Annotated in this window: 14 protein-coding genes; 10 read left to right on the forward strand and 4 right to left on the reverse strand. The window is 61.9% G+C overall.

Translation table 11 applies throughout. The features are described 5' to 3' along the window. Positions 1-6: 6 nt before the first annotated feature. The 4 genes from NTD88_RS06155 to norR form a co-directional block, all read right to left on the reverse strand. Positions 7-780, reverse strand: coding sequence for a YkgJ family cysteine cluster protein (locus tag NTD88_RS06155; protein ID WP_095158554.1), 774 nt, complete (start codon positions 778-780; stop codon positions 7-9). Next, complete coding sequence (locus NTD88_RS06160) at positions 759-1,070, reverse strand: hypothetical protein (protein ID WP_262130862.1); 312 nt, start codon at positions 1,068-1,070, stop codon at positions 759-761. Before NTD88_RS06160 ends, NTD88_RS06155 begins: the two co-directional genes overlap by 22 nt. A gap of 197 nt (positions 1,071-1,267) precedes the next feature. Further along, entirely contained in the window at positions 1,268-2,167 is a 900-nt protein-coding gene (locus NTD88_RS06165; RefSeq protein ID WP_262130861.1) for a chemotaxis protein, read from the reverse strand. A gap of 79 nt (positions 2,168-2,246) precedes the next feature. Next, positions 2,247-3,803 carry a nitric oxide reductase transcriptional regulator NorR gene (gene norR, locus NTD88_RS06170; protein WP_262154866.1) on the reverse strand — a complete coding sequence of 519 codons (1,557 nt, stop codon included), beginning with the start codon at positions 3,801-3,803 and terminating at the stop codon, positions 2,247-2,249. Between the two features lie 158 nt (positions 3,804-3,961). On the opposite strand from norR, the gene hmpA reads away from it, so the two are divergent. The 10 genes from hmpA to NTD88_RS06220 all read left to right on the forward strand — a co-directional run. Further along, complete coding sequence (gene hmpA / locus NTD88_RS06175; protein WP_095158550.1) at positions 3,962-5,143, forward strand: NO-inducible flavohemoprotein; 1,182 nt, start codon at positions 3,962-3,964, stop codon at positions 5,141-5,143. Positions 5,144-5,366: 223 nt separating this feature from the next. After that, on the forward strand, positions 5,367-5,873 hold the full coding sequence (locus NTD88_RS06180; protein ID WP_095158549.1) for a disulfide bond formation protein B: 507 nt from the start codon (positions 5,367-5,369) through the stop codon (positions 5,871-5,873). Positions 5,874-6,431: 558 nt separating this feature from the next. Next, positions 6,432-7,382: a ubiquinol oxidase subunit II gene (gene cyoA, locus NTD88_RS06185; RefSeq protein WP_095158548.1), complete on the forward strand. Its 951-nt coding sequence runs from the start codon at positions 6,432-6,434 to the stop codon at positions 7,380-7,382. A gap of 3 nt (positions 7,383-7,385) precedes the next feature. Then, positions 7,386-9,404, forward strand: a complete 2,019-nt coding sequence (gene cyoB, locus NTD88_RS06190; RefSeq protein ID WP_095158547.1) for a cytochrome o ubiquinol oxidase subunit I — start codon at positions 7,386-7,388, stop codon at positions 9,402-9,404. A 3-nt stretch (positions 9,405-9,407) separates the two neighbouring features. Beyond that, positions 9,408-10,031 (forward strand): cytochrome o ubiquinol oxidase subunit III, encoded by a 624-nt coding sequence (gene cyoC / locus NTD88_RS06195; RefSeq protein ID WP_095158546.1) that lies wholly within the window; start codon positions 9,408-9,410, stop codon positions 10,029-10,031. After that, on the forward strand, positions 10,032-10,373 hold the full coding sequence (gene cyoD / locus NTD88_RS06200) for a cytochrome o ubiquinol oxidase subunit IV (RefSeq protein ID WP_095158545.1): 342 nt from the start codon (positions 10,032-10,034) through the stop codon (positions 10,371-10,373). It begins immediately after the preceding gene. Between the two features lie 11 nt (positions 10,374-10,384). Then, the gene (cyoE, locus tag NTD88_RS06205) at positions 10,385-11,272 is read left to right on the forward strand and encodes a heme o synthase (protein ID WP_095158544.1); all 888 of its coding nucleotides are present in this window, start codon (positions 10,385-10,387) and stop codon (positions 11,270-11,272) included. Positions 11,273-11,458: 186 nt separating this feature from the next. After that, the gene (alaC, locus tag NTD88_RS06210) at positions 11,459-12,691 is read left to right on the forward strand and encodes an alanine transaminase (RefSeq protein ID WP_262130858.1); all 1,233 of its coding nucleotides are present in this window, start codon (positions 11,459-11,461) and stop codon (positions 12,689-12,691) included. Positions 12,692-12,861: 170 nt separating this feature from the next. Continuing rightward, positions 12,862-13,221 (forward strand): YkgJ family cysteine cluster protein, encoded by a 360-nt coding sequence (locus NTD88_RS06215; protein WP_262154865.1) that lies wholly within the window; start codon positions 12,862-12,864, stop codon positions 13,219-13,221. A gap of 253 nt (positions 13,222-13,474) precedes the next feature. Next, positions 13,475-15,094: beta strand repeat-containing protein (locus tag NTD88_RS06220; protein WP_262154864.1), on the forward strand; the 1,620-nt coding region annotated here is incomplete at its 3' end.

Raw genomic sequence — 15,094 nt, forward strand, 5'->3', positions numbered from 1 at the left:
GCTGGATCAGAACCCGATGAAACTGTAGTGCCCGGCGCTCACGCCGGTGACCCTGGCCCCTGCCGAGCTCAGCTTTCCGGCAAGGTCGCCATCCTCCACATGTAATGTCCAGGCGGCGAGAGCCGCGTCCGCATCGCTGGCCGTCTCGATCATGGCCTGGCGCAGTGCCGTCGTGTCCGGAAGATAAGCCGTGAAGCCGTTGCCCTTCAGCGCACTGGTGTCGATGCCCAGGCGTTGGCAGACCAGGGCCTTGCTGCGGATGTCCTGGCGGTCGGCCTGGCGTGAACGCTCGATCAGTTCCAGCAGTTGCGGGTCGACGACGCGCTCGCGGTGGATCAGCGCGTCGCCGCTTTCCCAGGCTTCGGGCGGACAGTCCTTGGCCTCGGGGCGCAACGGGATATGCGGATTGATCTCCATGGGATAGATGCGGCAGACCAGCGGCCGGCGTTCGTAGATCAGGCAGCGCAGGTCGGCGTCGAGGTTGCGGCATGGCCCGGGGTTGAAGGCGGCGAAGGTGATGGCGACGAAAGCGTCGGTCGCGCCGCAGGGCACCGCGCAGGAACGACGGCGGGCGTGCTCCTGCTGCTCGACCGGCAGGCCCAGGCCGTTGTCGAGGAAGGCCTCGACCAGCACGATGACCTGGCCGCCGTCATCGACCCACTGACGGGCTTCGCTCAGGGTCAGCGGGACGTGATGGCCGGTGCAGCACTTGCCGCAGCCGGTGCAGTTGAAATGCAGGGTGTTCGCTTCAGCGTTGCTCACGGTTTGCCAGGGGTCCATTCGGTAACGGTGGCGGTCTTGTGGCGCCGGTCATAGAGGCACAGCTCGGTGCCCTTGCGGTTGTTCATGTGTTTTTGCGGGAAGCGGCCTTGCAGGAGCAGGGCGGAGTAGCCGGTGCGGTCGTCGAATTCGGCGCTCTTGCCGAGGGCGCGGACGTCCTTGAGCTGGCTGGCCTGGCTGCAGGCGCGCAGCAGTTGCTTGTCGTGTTCGGCCCAGGCCTGGTCGCTGGAGGCTTGCGCGGTGCCGGCCAGCAGGAGGGCGCTGAGAAGGGTGAGGGTCTGCGCTTTCATCGGGAAAAGGCTCCGCTGGGGCATGAAGGCTGGATTATGCATGACTGCCGATGATTCCACAGGGCGAGGCTGCCGGCCTTTGTGGGCGCTGGCTTGCCGGCGATGAGGCCGGCAATGACAGCGGCGTTGTCTGGTCGGACGCCATCGCTGGCAAGCCAGCTACCACAAGGATTCTGGCGTTTCGGGAAGAACCGTGATCAGCGCTCGGTGAACGCCACCGTTCGCGCCGCCACGATCAGGCAGTCGGTCAGTTCCGGCGACGAGAACTTGGTCAGTACCGCGTTGGCCCCGGCCGCCTTGGCCTTTTCGCTGTTCATCGCGCTGTCGAGCGAGGTGTGCAGCAGCACATAGAGGTGCTGGAAGTCCGGCGTCTCGCGCAGGGTGCGGGTGAAGGCGAAGCCGTCCATCTCGGACATCTCGATGTCCGACACCACCACGTTGATCTCCTGGTCGGTGCCTTGCAGTTCCAGCAGCATCGCGATCGCATCCTTGGCGCTACGCGCGGTATGGCATTCCAGGCCGAGGCTGCGCAGGGTGTAGATCGACTGTTGCAGCGCAACCTGGCTGTCATCGACCACCAGTATGTTGGTCGCCGCCAGCACCGCCGCGTCTTCGCTGTTCAACTGTGTCGGGGCGTTGTCGTGGCGGCTCGGGGTGATGCCGTGGATGACCTTCTCGATATCCAGCACCTGCACCAGCGCGTCGTCGATGCGGGTCACGCCGGTAATGAACGATTTTTCCCCGGACGCATAGGGCGGCGGCCGGATGTCGGTGCTCAGGCAGTGCACGATGCGGCTCACCGCCTGGACATGCAGGCCCTGCTTGGAACGGCTGATGTCCGTGACGATCAGGCAGCCACCGTTGGGGTCGGCCAGCGGTCGCTCGCCGATGGCGCGGGACAGGTCGATCACCGGCAGCGGGTTGCCGCGCAGGGTCGCCACGCCTTTGACGTGGGGATGCGCTTCGGGCAGGCGGGTCAGCGGCGGACAGGGAATGATCTCGCTGACCTTGAGCAGGTTGATCGCCATCAGCTTGCCGCTGCGCAGGGTGAACAGCAGCAGCGACAGCGAGTCCGCGCGAGCTTTTTGCGAGAACATAGTGACCTTCGTGAAAAATGGGATTCAGAGGCTTGTGCCGGGTTATCGACCCGAGCGGCCATGGCTTTAACGCATCTCGCTATCCGCGTAGACCGAGGCGACGGGCGAGGCGGGCGAGGTTGGCACGGTCCAGGCCCAGTTCGCGTGCGGCGCTGGCCCAGTTGTGTTGATGCCGTTCCAGGCACGCTTCTATCAGGTGGCGCTGGTACAGGTCCAGCGCCTGGCGCAGATCGCCGCTGACGGCGGCGTCAGGGGAGGCGTGAAACGGTGCGGGCTCGGCCGGCGCGTTGGTGACACCTGGCAGGTCGAGGTCGGCGGCGTCGAGGCTGAGAATGCGCGGGCGGTCGCGGTGTTGGCCAAGGGCCTTGAGCGCCGAGCGGCCGATCAGGTGTTCCAGTTCGCGGACATTGCCCGGCCAGTCGTAGGCCAGCAGCGCGGCCTGGGCTTCGGGGCTCAGGCGCAGGCTGTTGAGGCCCATGCGCGAGCGATTCTGCTCAAGGAAGTAACCGCTGAGCAGCAGCACATCGCGACCGCGCTCGCGCAGCGCCGGCACGGGCAGCGGGTAAACGCTCAGGCGGTGGTAGAAGTCGGCGCGGTAGCGGCCGGCGCGCACTTCCTCGGCGAGGTCGCGGTTGGTTGCGGCGATCAGGCGTACGTCCACCCGGTGCTCCTGGTCCGAACCCAGGCGCTGCAATTGGCCGCTTTGCAACACCCGCAGCAGTTTGGCCTGGACCAACAGCGGCAACTCGCCGACTTCATCGAGGAACAGCGTGCCGCCGTTGGCCAGTTCGAACTTGCCGCGGCGCTCGCCGACCGCGCCGGTGAAGGCGCCACGGACATGGCCGAACAGCTCGCTTTCCACCAGGGTGTCGGGCAAAGCGGCGCAGTTGAGGCTGATCAGCGGTTTGTCGGCACGCGGCGAGGCCTGGTGGATGGCCTGGGCCACCAGCTCTTTGCCGACGCCGGTTTCCCCGGTGATCAGCACGGTCAGGTCGCTGCCGCCTACCAGGCGGATTTCTTCCAGCAGGCGCTTGTGCGCCTTGCTCTGGCCGATCAGTTCCTTGTCCTGCTGGCCGCTGGCCTGGCGGTAGACCTCGGCGCGCTGGTGTTCGTCCTCGGCGCGCAGGGCCAGGCGTTCGATGCGCTGGGCCACGTTGACGGTGGCCGCGGCGAGGCTGGCGAAGGCTTGCAGGGAATCCAGCTCGACCTGCTGGAAGCTTTCCGGCGACAGCGCGTCGAGGGTGATCAGGCCCCACGGCTGTTCATCGACGAACAGCGGGCAGCCCATGCAATCGTGGACTTCAAGCTGCTGGTGAAGGCCTTCGACCAGCCCGTCGTAAGGGTCGGGCAGTTCGCTGTCGCTGGCGAAGCGGGTCGGCCCGCTGCGGCTGAGCAGGGCGGCGAAACGCGGGTGCTCGCTGACCCGGAAGCGGCGCCCGAGGGTATCGGCGCTCAATCCGTCCACCGCCAGCGGCACTAGCCATTCGCCGTCCAGGCGCAGCAGCGCGGCGGCATCGCAGGGCAGCAGGGCGCGCATGGCTTCCAGCAGGCGGCGATAGCGCTCGCCTTCCGGCAGTTCGCGGGACAGGTCGCTGACCAGGGGGAGCAGGGCGGTGAGCAGGGATTTTGCGGTCATAATGACTCCTGTTGGTCTTAATGACTCTAGCAGGCTTTGTGTCATTTTGACTCTTTGGCTTTCAGGTGCCTGATTTTGCTGGGTTTTAAGGTTGGCACGAATTCTGAAATGACAAGGGCAGTGTTTAAACCAGAAGCCTAAGGCTCAGGAGTCGTTTCATGCTTAATGCCCAAGACCGTGCAATCGTCAAAGCCACAGTGCCGCTGCTGGAAAGCGGTGGCGAAGCTCTGACCACTCACTTCTACAAAATGATGCTCAGCGAGTACCCCGAAGTACGTCCGCTGTTCAACCAGGCCCACCAGTCCAGCGGCGACCAGCCACGGGCCCTGGCCAACGGCGTGCTGATGTACGCGCGACATATCGACCAACTGGAGCAGTTGGGCGGGCTGGTCGGCCAGATCATCAACAAGCATGTGGCCTTGCAGATCCTGCCTGAGCACTACCCGATCGTCGGTCGCTGCCTGTTGCGCGCCATCGAGGAAGTGCTGGGCAGCGAGATCGCCACCCCCGAAGTGCTGGCGGCCTGGGGCGCGGCGTACCAGCAACTGGCGGACATCCTGATCGGCGCCGAAGAAGGCATGTATCAGCAGAAGGAAGCGGCCGAAGGTGGCTGGCGCGGTGCGCGGGCGTTCACGCTGGTCGAGCGGGTCGAGGAGAGCGCCGAGATCGTCTCCTTCTACTTCGCGCCGGTCGACGGCAAGCCGGTGCTGGTGGCCGAGCCGGGGCAATACATCGGCCTGCAACTGTTCATCGACGGTGCGGAGCAGCGCCGCAACTATTCTCTGTCGAGCCTCGGTGACGGCCGTCTGTACCGCATCAGCGTCAAGCGCGAGGCGGGCGGCAAGGTGTCCAACTACCTGCATGACCAACTGAAAGTGGGTGACAGCATCAACCTGTTCCCGCCGGCGGGCGATTTCGTCCTGGCCGCCAGCGACAAGCCGCTGGTGCTGATCAGCGGCGGCGTCGGCATCACCCCGACCCTGGCGATGCTGGATGCGGCGCTGGACAGCGGTCGGCTGGTGCATTTCATCCATTGCGCCCGCAACGGCGCGGTGCATGCCTTCCGTGAACACGTTGATGCGCTGGCGGCGCGGCATCCGCAGCTCAAGCGTTTCTATTGCTATGACGAGGATGACGGCGTGAGCCTGCCGGGGGATGCCCTGGGTTACCTGAGCCAGGAGCAACTGGCCGGCTGGTTGCCGCTGGAGCGGGATGTGGATGCCTACTTCCTCGGGCCCAAGCCGTTCATGGCAGCGGTGAAGCGCCAGTTGAAGGCTGCGGGCGTGCCGGAAGGGCAGAGCCGGTATGAGTTCTTCGGGCCGGCTGCGGCGCTGGAATAAGCCCAATCGCGACGGCTCGGCGCAATGCTGAGTCGTCGCGGTGCTTTTTCATTAATCCTCCTTTAATCAGCCTCCTCTTCACTCCTTCTGCGCCTGCCTTTTCACACGGACTTCACCTTTGATCCGCGGTCTGCATGTAGACTTTCGGCCGGCGCGCCGTCATCTTGTGCGCCCCGCGGCTTTCAGCGAGGCCGAGTCGAACCACCTAGTGAAGGGAATGGCAATGAACGAGCAAACGCAGCGTCTCAATCGCGAGAGGCGCTTCCTGGTGCTGTTGGGTGTGATCTGTCTGGCGCTGATCGGCGGTGCCTTGTACATGCAGATCGTTCTTGGCGAGGCGCCTTGCCCGTTGTGCATCCTGCAGCGCTACGCGCTGTTGCTGATCGCCCTGTTCGCCTTCATCGGCGCGGCCATGCCCGGCAAGCGCAGCCTGACCGTCTTCGAGGGGCTGGTGGTGCTCAGTGCGCTGGGCGGTGTCGCCGCCGCCGGCAACCATGTCTATATCCTCGCCAACCCGGCGGTCAGTTGCGGCATCGATACTCTGCAACCGATCGTCGACGGACTGCCGCTGGCCTCGGTATTGCCGCTGGTGTTCCAGGTGGACGGCTTCTGCTCTACGCCATACCCACCTGTATTGGGACTTTCCCTTGCGCAGTGGGCGCTTATGGCGTTCATCCTGACCGTGGTTCTGGTGCCGTTGGGCATCATCCGCAACCGTCGTCAGCGTTAGACAAAAGTCATGTTTTGACGCAAGCCTCTTGTTGAAGGAAGTTTCCCTCAGGCTGCGCACCCTGGTTGATCTGCGTCAATGTCAAACCCTTGTGGTACGGGCGTTTCAGGACTATTGAGCAGGGTGCGACAAACTGTCGCGAAACTGATTTATCGGGCCGGATTATTACACTTCTTGTAAAAGACTGTTGCTCAATAAGTCATAGTCAATGGTTGGTTACCTATCTACAATCGCCCCCAATTTCCGTTCGGCACTGCTTGCAAGTCGCATTAACAAAGGCTCCCAGGGCTTTTTCGCTGACTTCGACGAGCGCCGCCCGCGGTGATGCAGGGCTGACTCCTCTCCGTGATTTTCCGCACCAAATGGACTTGGTCTGAGATACAGGCCTGTTGCCCACGAAGTCAGAATAATAACCACGCACCACCCAGGTTCATGCCGAGCAGCGCCGCTTCTCAAGGTATGTCCCTATTCGCCCGTAAATGCTGACACTAGGCAGGACGAAGTGTTGGCGACCAAAACACAAATTGCATTGAAGCAAGCTGATCTAGAGGTCGTGAGATGAGTAAAAAGCGTTACCCCAGACTGTTTGGCATTCTGCCCTTTTTAGGCATGCTTTTACTCAGTGGGTGCAACTGGACCCTGCTCGACCCGAAGGGTCAGGTTGGCATTGAGCAAAAGAACCTTATCCTCATCGCCTTCGGCCTGATGCTGCTGGTGGTGGTCCCGGTCATTTTCATGACCCTGGCCTTCGCCTGGAAGTATCGCGCCTCGAACAAGGCTGCCAAATACACTCCGGACTGGTCGCACTCGACCAAGATCGAAGTCGCTATCTGGACCATCCCGGTACTGATCATCGTCGCCCTGGGCGTCGTGACCTACAAGACCACCCATGAGCTGGACCCGTATCGTCCGCTGGTTTCCGACGTGAAGCCGGTGCAGATCGATGTGGTCGCCCTGGACTGGAAATGGCTGTTCATCTACCCGGAACAAGGCATTGCCACGGTCAACAAGATCGTCTTCCCGGCCAACACCCCGGTCAACTTCCGCGTGACCTCTGATTCGGTGATGAACTCGTTCTTCATCCCGGGCCTGGGCGGCCAGATCTACGCGATGGCCGGCATGACCACCAAGCTGCACTTGATCGCCAACGAAAACGGTGTGTTCGACGGTATCTCGGCGAACTACAGCGGTGCCGGCTTCACCGGTATGAAATTCAAGGCAGTCGCCACCTCCCAGGCCGATTTCGAGGCATGGGTGAACGAAGTCAAGCAATCGCCAAAACAGCTGGACAAGGCTGAATACGAGTCCTTGGCCAAAGCTAGCGAAAACAACCCGGTAGCGCTGTACAGCGTGGCACCGGCCGAGCAGTTCCAGACCATCGTCGACAAGTACGAAGGCATGAACCGCGGCAAGCCGGTAGTACACGAGAAGGCCGAGCACAAGCAGGCAGCGGCCGCTACCGAGGGTATGGACGTGAGTATGCATTCAGCTGCTGGGGCAGAGGAGTAAGAGATGTTCGGTAAATTAAGTCTGGACGCGGTCCCGTACCACGAGCCGATAGTCATGGTGACGCTCGCCATGATTGCGCTCGGCGGTATCGCGTTGTTCGCGCTAATCACCTACTACAAGAAGTGGACCTACTTGTGGACCGAGTGGCTGACCTCGGTCGACCACAAGAAGATCGGCGTGATGTACATCATCGTCGCGATGCTCATGCTGATCCGCGGCTTCGCCGACGCCATCATGATGCGTACCCAGCTTGCCGCGGCTACCGGCGGCGCTGAGGGCTACCTGCCTCCAGAGCACTATGACCAGATCTTCACCGCTCACGGTGTGATCATGATCATCTTCATGGCGATGCCATTCTTCACCGGCCTGATGAACCTCGCGGTTCCTCTGCAGATCGGTGCACGTGACGTTGCCTTCCCGTTCCTCAACTCCCTGAGCTTCTGGCTGCTGGTGTCCGGCGTTGCGCTGGTCAACATCTCCCTGGGCGTCGGCGAGTTCGCCAAGACCGGTTGGGTAGCCTATCCGCCGCTTGCGGGAATCCAGTACAGCCCTGGTGTCGGGGTTGACTACTACATCTGGGCGCTACAGCTATCGGGTCTGGGTACAACGCTTACGGGCGTGAACTTCCTGGCAACCGTGCTGAAAATGCGCGCGCCTGGCATGAAGCTGATGGACATGCCGATCTTCACCTGGACCTGCACCTGGGCCAACGTTCTGATCGTCGCTTCGTTCCCGATCCTGACTGCTGCACTGGCTCTGCTGACGGTTGACCGTTATCTGGACTTCCACATTTTCACCAACGAGCTTGGTGGGAATCCGATGATGTACGTCAACCTGTTCTGGGCCTGGGGTCACCCTGAGGTTTACATCCTGATCCTGCCGGCCTTCGGTGTGTTCTCGGAAGTCACCTCGACCTTCACCGGCAAACGCCTGTTTGGTCACCACTCGATGATCTATGCATCGGGCGCGATCGCGGTACTCGGCTTTGCGGTATGGCTGCACCACTTCTTCACCATGGGTTCTGGCGCGAGCGTCAACACCTTCTTCGGTCTGGCAACGATGCTGATTTCGATCCCGACCGGGGTAAAACTGTTCAACTGGCTGTTCACGATCTACCAGGGCCGTCTGCGCTTCACCGCGCCGGTTCTGTGGACCCTCGGCTTCATGGTCACCTTCTCCATCGGTGGCATGACCGGCGTTCTGCTGGCGGTACCGGGCGCTGACTTCGTGCTGCACAACAGCCTGTTCGTGATCGCTCACTTCCACAACGTGATCATCGGTGGTGCGGTGTTCGGCTATATCGCCGGCTTCGCCTTCTGGTTCCCGAAAGCCTTCGGTTTCACCCTGAACGAGAAGTGGGGCAAAGCTGCCTTCTGGTTCTGGATCTCCGGTTTCTACGTGGCCTTCATGCCGCTGTACGCACTGGGCTTCATGGGTATGACCCGTCGTCTGAACAGCTCGGACAACCCTGCCTGGGAACCGTACCTGTACGTTGCCGTGGTCGGCGCCGTGCTGATCCTGTTCGGTATCGCTTGCCAGCTGATCCAGCTGTACGTGTCGATCCGTGATCGCAACGAAAACCTGGACGTGACCGGCGACCCATGGGGCGGCCGTACCCTGGAATGGTCGACTTCGTCGCCACCACCGTTCTACAACTTCGCCACCATGCCTGAGAAAGTGGGCCTGGACGCCTGGCACGAAGCCAAGGAAGCCGGTGTTGCGTACAAGGTTCCGGCCAAGTACGAAGCGATCCACATGCCGAACAACACCTCTACCGGTGTGTTCATGGGCCTGTTCCTGACCATCTTCGGTTTCGCCTTCATCTGGCACATCTGGTGGCTGGTGGGTGTGAGCCTGTTCGCTACCGTTGCAGTCTTCGTTCGCCACGCAGCGCGTGACGACCAGGGCTACATGGTTCCTGCCGAGGAAGTGGCGCGCATCGAAGGTGAGCGCATGAAGACCCTGGGTCTGGCCACCGGCGCGCCTGCTGGCGCACGTGTTGAATCGTTCGAGCGGGTTTAATCAATGTCCAGTCAAGTAATCAACGCAGGTGCTCATGGTCACGACCATGGGCACGACGATCACCACCATGACTCAGGCCAGATGACCGTATTCGGTTTCTGGCTGTACCTGATGACCGACTGCATCCTGTTTGCGTCGATCTTCGCTACCTACGCGGTGCTGTCCGGCAACTTTGCCGGCGGCCCGTCGGGTCATGACATCTTCGAACTGAACTACGTACTGGGTGAGACGGCGCTGCTGCTGTTCTCCAGTATCACCTTCGGCTTCGCGATGCTGCAGATGTACAAAGGCAACAAGAGCGGCGTACTGGGCTGGCTGGCCGTTACCTGGCTGCTGGGCGCCGGCTTCATCGGCATGGAAATCAACGAGTTCCATCTGCTGATCAGCGAAGGCTTCGGCCCATCGCGCAGCGGCTTCCTGTCGGGCTTCTTCGCCCTGGTCGGTACCCACGGTCTGCACGTGACCGCCGGTCTGATCTGGATGGCAATCCTGATGTACCAGATCAACAAGCACGGCATCACCAACACCAGCAAGACCCGCATGAGCTGCCTGAGCCTGTTCTGGCACTTCCTGGACGTGGTCTGGATCTGCGTGTTCACCGTCGTGTACCTGATGGGAGTTCTGTAAATGGCTAACGCACACAACAGCAGCCACGGCCACGACGAAGCCAACCACGGCAGCGTCAAGTCCTACGCCATCGGCTTCATCCTGTCGGTGATCCTGACTGTCATTCCATTCGGCCTGGTGATGTACCCAACCCTGCCGAAAGACATGACCCTGCTGATCATCGTTGCGTTCGCAGTGATCCAGATCGTGGTGCACCTGTACTACTTCCTGCACCTGGATGGCTCGCAAGCAGCACGCTCCAGCGTCACGTCGTTCCTGTTCACGGCGCTGGTCATCGCGCTGTTGGTCGGCCTGTCGCTGTGGATCATGTTCAGCATCCACTCAAGCATGATGGCGAAGTGAGGTAAGGCGGCATGTCCCTCAAGCACTTTATCCAGATCACCAAACCGGGAATCATTTTCGGTAACGTGTTGTCGGTAGCGGGCGGATTCTTCCTCGCTGCACAAGGGCATGTCGACTTCATGCTGTTCCTCGCCACGGTGATTGGCACTTCGCTGGTCGTCGCATCCGGTTGTGTTTTCAACAACTGGATCGACCGCGACATCGATATCAAGATGGAGCGCACCAAGAACCGTGCGATGGTTCAGGGGCTGATTTCGTCGAAAGTTGCATTGGTCTACGCCACCCTGCTCGGGGTGGCCGGCCTCGGCCTGCTGTATGTGCAGGCCAATGCGCTGGCGGCGCTGTTCGGCCTGATTGGCTTCATCATCTACGTGGGTTTCTACAGCCTGTACCTGAAGCGTAAATCGGTGCACGGCACCCTGGTTGGCAGCCTGTCCGGTGCCATGCCTCCGGTGATCGGCTATTGCGCCGTGAGCGGTACCTTCGACCTGGCTGCATTGACCCTGCTGGTGATGTTCAGCCTGTGGCAGATGCCGCACTCCTACGCGATCGCGATCTTCCGCTTCAACGACTACCTGGCGGCTTCGATTCCGGTTCTGCCGGTCAAGCGCGGCATCCTGGTGGCCAAGAAGCACATCCTCTGGTACATCGTGGCCTTCCTTGCGGCGACCCTGATGCTGACCTTTGGTGGCTACGCCGGCATGAGCTATCTGGCGGTGGCCGCGGCCATGGGCATGTACTGGTTGTACATGGCCTGGACCGGTTACAAGGCCAAGGATGATCGTCTGTGGGCACGCAAGTTGTTCGTGTTCTCCATCTTCACCATCACCGCCCTGAGCGTGATGATGTCGCTGGACACCAAGGTGCCCGCCGAGCTGTTGCTGACCTACGCGCACTGAGTGCGAGAGGTTTGACGAGAACGCCCCGGACCGAAAGGTTCGGGGCGTTTTTGTTTGTGGCCTTGGAGCCTGGCCACAGAAATAAATCTTTACAGCCTTCCCCGTCAGCCACTATCTTCCAGATCGGCCACCGCAGTGGCCAACGTCGCTCGGACGGTTCCGGGCGCTTACGTCTTCGAGGAAGTCATGGCCGACCAAGGTTCGCCGCGCCGCTTTGCGCGCATAGATCGTCTCCCCCCTTACGTCTTCAACATCACCGCCGAACTCAAGATGGCTGCGCGCCGTCGTGGCGAGGACATCATCGACCTGAGCATGGGCAACCCCGACGGGGCCACGCCGCCGCACATCGTCGAGAAACTGGTGCAGGTCGCCCAGCGCGAAGACACCCACGGCTACTCCACCTCTCGCGGCATTCCGCGCCTGCGCCGGGCCATTTCGCGCTGGTACAAGGACCGTTACGAGGTCGAGATCGACCCGGAAAGCGAAGCCATCGTCACCATCGGTTCCAAGGAAGGCCTGGCACACCTGATGCTGGCAACCCTGGATCATGGCGACACCGTACTGGTGCCCAACCCCAGCTATCCGATCCACATCTATGGCGCAGTCATCGCCGGCGCCCAGGTGCGTTCGGTGCCGCTGGTGCCGGGCGTGGACTTCTTCAATGAGCTGGAACGGGCCATTCGCGAGTCGATCCCAAAGCCGAAGATGATGATCCTCGGCTTCCCGTCGAACCCGACCGCGCAGTGCGTCGAGCTGGACTTCTTCGAGCGCGTCGTGGCCCTGGCCAAACAGTACGACGTGCTGGTGATCCACGACCTGGCCTACGCCGACATCGTCTACGACGGCTGGAAAGCCCCGTCGATCATGCAGGTGCCGGGCGCCAAGGACATCGCGGTGGAGTTCTTCACCCTGTCCAAGAGCTACAACATGGCTGGCTGGCGGATCGGCTTCATGGTAGGTAACCCGGAACTGGTCAGCGCCCTGGCGCGGATCAAGAGCTACCACGACTACGGCACCTTCACGCCGCTGCAGGTCGCGGCCATCGCGGCACTGGAAGGTGACCAGCAGCCGGTGCTCGACATCGCCGAGCAATACCGCCAGCGCCGCAACGTACTGGTCAAGGGCTTGCACGAGATGGGCTGGATGGTCGAGAACCCCAAGGCGTCGATGTACGTCTGGGCGAAGATCCCGGAGCAATACGCCCACCTGGGTTCGCTGGAGTTCTCCAAGAAGCTGCTGGCCGAGGCCAAGGTCTGCGTGTCGCCGGGTATCGGTTTTGGTGACTACGGTGACGACCATGTGCGTTTCGCCCTGATCGAAAACCAGGACCGCATCCGCCAGGCGGTTCGCGGTATCCGCCAGATGTTCCGTGCTGATGGCATCGAGCCGCCGAAGGCCGGCAAACCCGTGCGCGTCTAGTTGATCGAGCGACGCCCCGCTGATGCCGCAAGGCGTTGGCGGGGCGTTTTCATTTCCGCCGGTCGGCTGCCGGTTTTTCTTTTTTTGCCCCCCTTCTCAAGCGCTTGCCGTTGCATAGAATGGTCGCCGGGATCCTCCCCAATAACGACAATTCTTCCCCCCCTCCTATCATGTCCAAGACCAGTCCTTGTATGAGTTGTGGCGCCTGCTGCGCGCATTTTCGTGTGTCTTTTTTCTGGGGTGAGTGCGCCTCGGCGGGTGGTTGCGTGCCAGATGATGTGGTGGTGCAGATCAGCCCCAGTCGGGTGGCGATGATCGGCACCGACGCCAGGCCGGTGCGCTGCATTTCCCTGACGGGGAAGGTTGGCAAGGAGGTGAGCTGCGGCATGTACGCGCAGCGTTCCAGCACCTGCCGGGAGTTCGAGGCGTCGTGGGAAAACGGCGAGCACAACCCGAGCTGCGACGATGCTCGCGCCGCCTATGGCCTGCCGCCGTTGCAGCCTTATGACATGGGTTCGAGCGCGGCGTGAATGAGCCCGCAACCAAGGGCATTACGGGGTAATGCAAGGCTATCTGCGGCGAATGTGCTGGTAAGTGCGCAAAGTTATTTAGGTAAGATTTTTCCTACCTAAATGATGGCTTTTTGCTGTAAAACACCCCCATCCGGATTTTTACATTGCCAAGGTCAGGCCATTCGATTGAATAGCCGCAGTAAGTCGCGCCTATTTCGTCGACGCCTGCGTTCTCGAGGATGAATCGCCTGATCCACATCAGGAGTTTTGTGTGGACAGTCGATCAGCTCCAGCCATTCGTGTGCGCCGTAGTCCCTTGTCGTTATCCATCAGCCTGGCGGCTCTGGGGCTGCTGGCCAGCCTCAGCAGCGCGGACGTGCTCGCCGCCTGCACGCCGGGCGTGCCCACCGATGGCTTCACGTTGACCTGTGCCGGGACGGACCAGCAGAACTTCGCCAGTGCTGCCAGCAACCTGACGGTCAACGTCATCGGCAGCGCCGTTGTCAGTTCCGACGGTAGCGGCGACCCGGTGCTCCAGCTCACCGGCAGCAACAACATCGTCGTCAACAGCGGCCAGATCTACCCGTCCTACAGCGGGCAACAGAGCCTGCCGACCACCGGTCTGAAAGTCGGCAACAGCAGCACGCAGAACATCACCATCTCCAATAACCCCACCGGCTCGATTTCCGGCACCGGCGCCAACCCTGGCGCCTCCATCGTCGACCTCAAGGGCATGGCCCTGGATGTGGAGGCTGGTGCTGGCGGCAAGGTGACTATCGTCAACCACGGCACCATTTTCACCAACGTGATCGTCGGGGGGGCGCTGGAAGTGGCCAACATGCCGACCGTGGCGGTCTACGGCGGTGCCCAGGTCGAGATGTTCAACACCAACACGGTTTATGGCCGGATTGCTTTCCAGGCCTCGGCCGAGGGCAACACCTTCACTAACAGCGGCTCATTGGGGGGCAGCCTGTCCATGGGGGCCGGGGGCGGTAACAACCGTTTCAACGCGATCACCGGCTCGGGAGTGCAGGCATCGGGTGTGTCCGGCGCCAGTAGCGTGACCGTCGCTTCTAACCCGAACCTGGTGTTCCTTGCCCCCGGAATCGTCGATGGCGGTGCCGGCGGCTCCAACACCCTGGCGCTGCAGAACGCTATCGGCGGTGGCTCTGGAAGCGGGGGCAGCGGCACCATCTTTGCGGCGAACTTCCTCAACTTCAGCAACCTGTTGGTGCAAAGCGGTAGCTGGACCGTGAGCGGCGCGTTGCTGACCGGCGCCACCACCAGTACCAGACTGAGCGGAGGGGCGCTGTGGGTGAACAACAGCGGGGCGTTTGGTACCGGCATCGTCAACGCCAACGGCGCGACGCTCTCGTCCTTCGCGACCTCCACGCTGATCCTGGCCAATGACATCAACCTGGAGGTGAACGCCCTCTCGGGCATCAACGGTCTGACGGTGAGCGGCAGCAATAACATCACCCTCAGCGGGGTGATCTCGGGCGACGGCACCTCCCCCCTGACCAAGACCGGCACGGGTGTCCTGCGCCTGGACGGCACCAATACCTACAGCGGTGGCACCGCCCTCAACGCCGGCTCGCTCGTCATCGGCAGCAGCCAGGCCCTGGGCACCGGCGCCGTCAGCGCCGCAACCGGCACCCGGATCGACTCCGGCGCCACCGCGACCCTGAGCAACACCATCAACCTCACCGGCACCGTGAATTTTGGTGGCACCGGCAACCTGACCCTGAGTGGGGCGCTGCAGGGCAACGCCAGTTCCGTGCTCAACAAAGATGGCGCCGGCACCCTGGTGCTGTCCAACGCCAACACCTACGGCGGCGGCACCACGCTCGGCGGCGGGACCCTGCTGGTCGGCAACAATGCGTCACTGGGT

Source organism: Pseudomonas sp. 20P_3.2_Bac5 (assembly GCF_025466035.1).
GTDB lineage: Bacteria > Pseudomonadota > Gammaproteobacteria > Pseudomonadales > Pseudomonadaceae > Aquipseudomonas.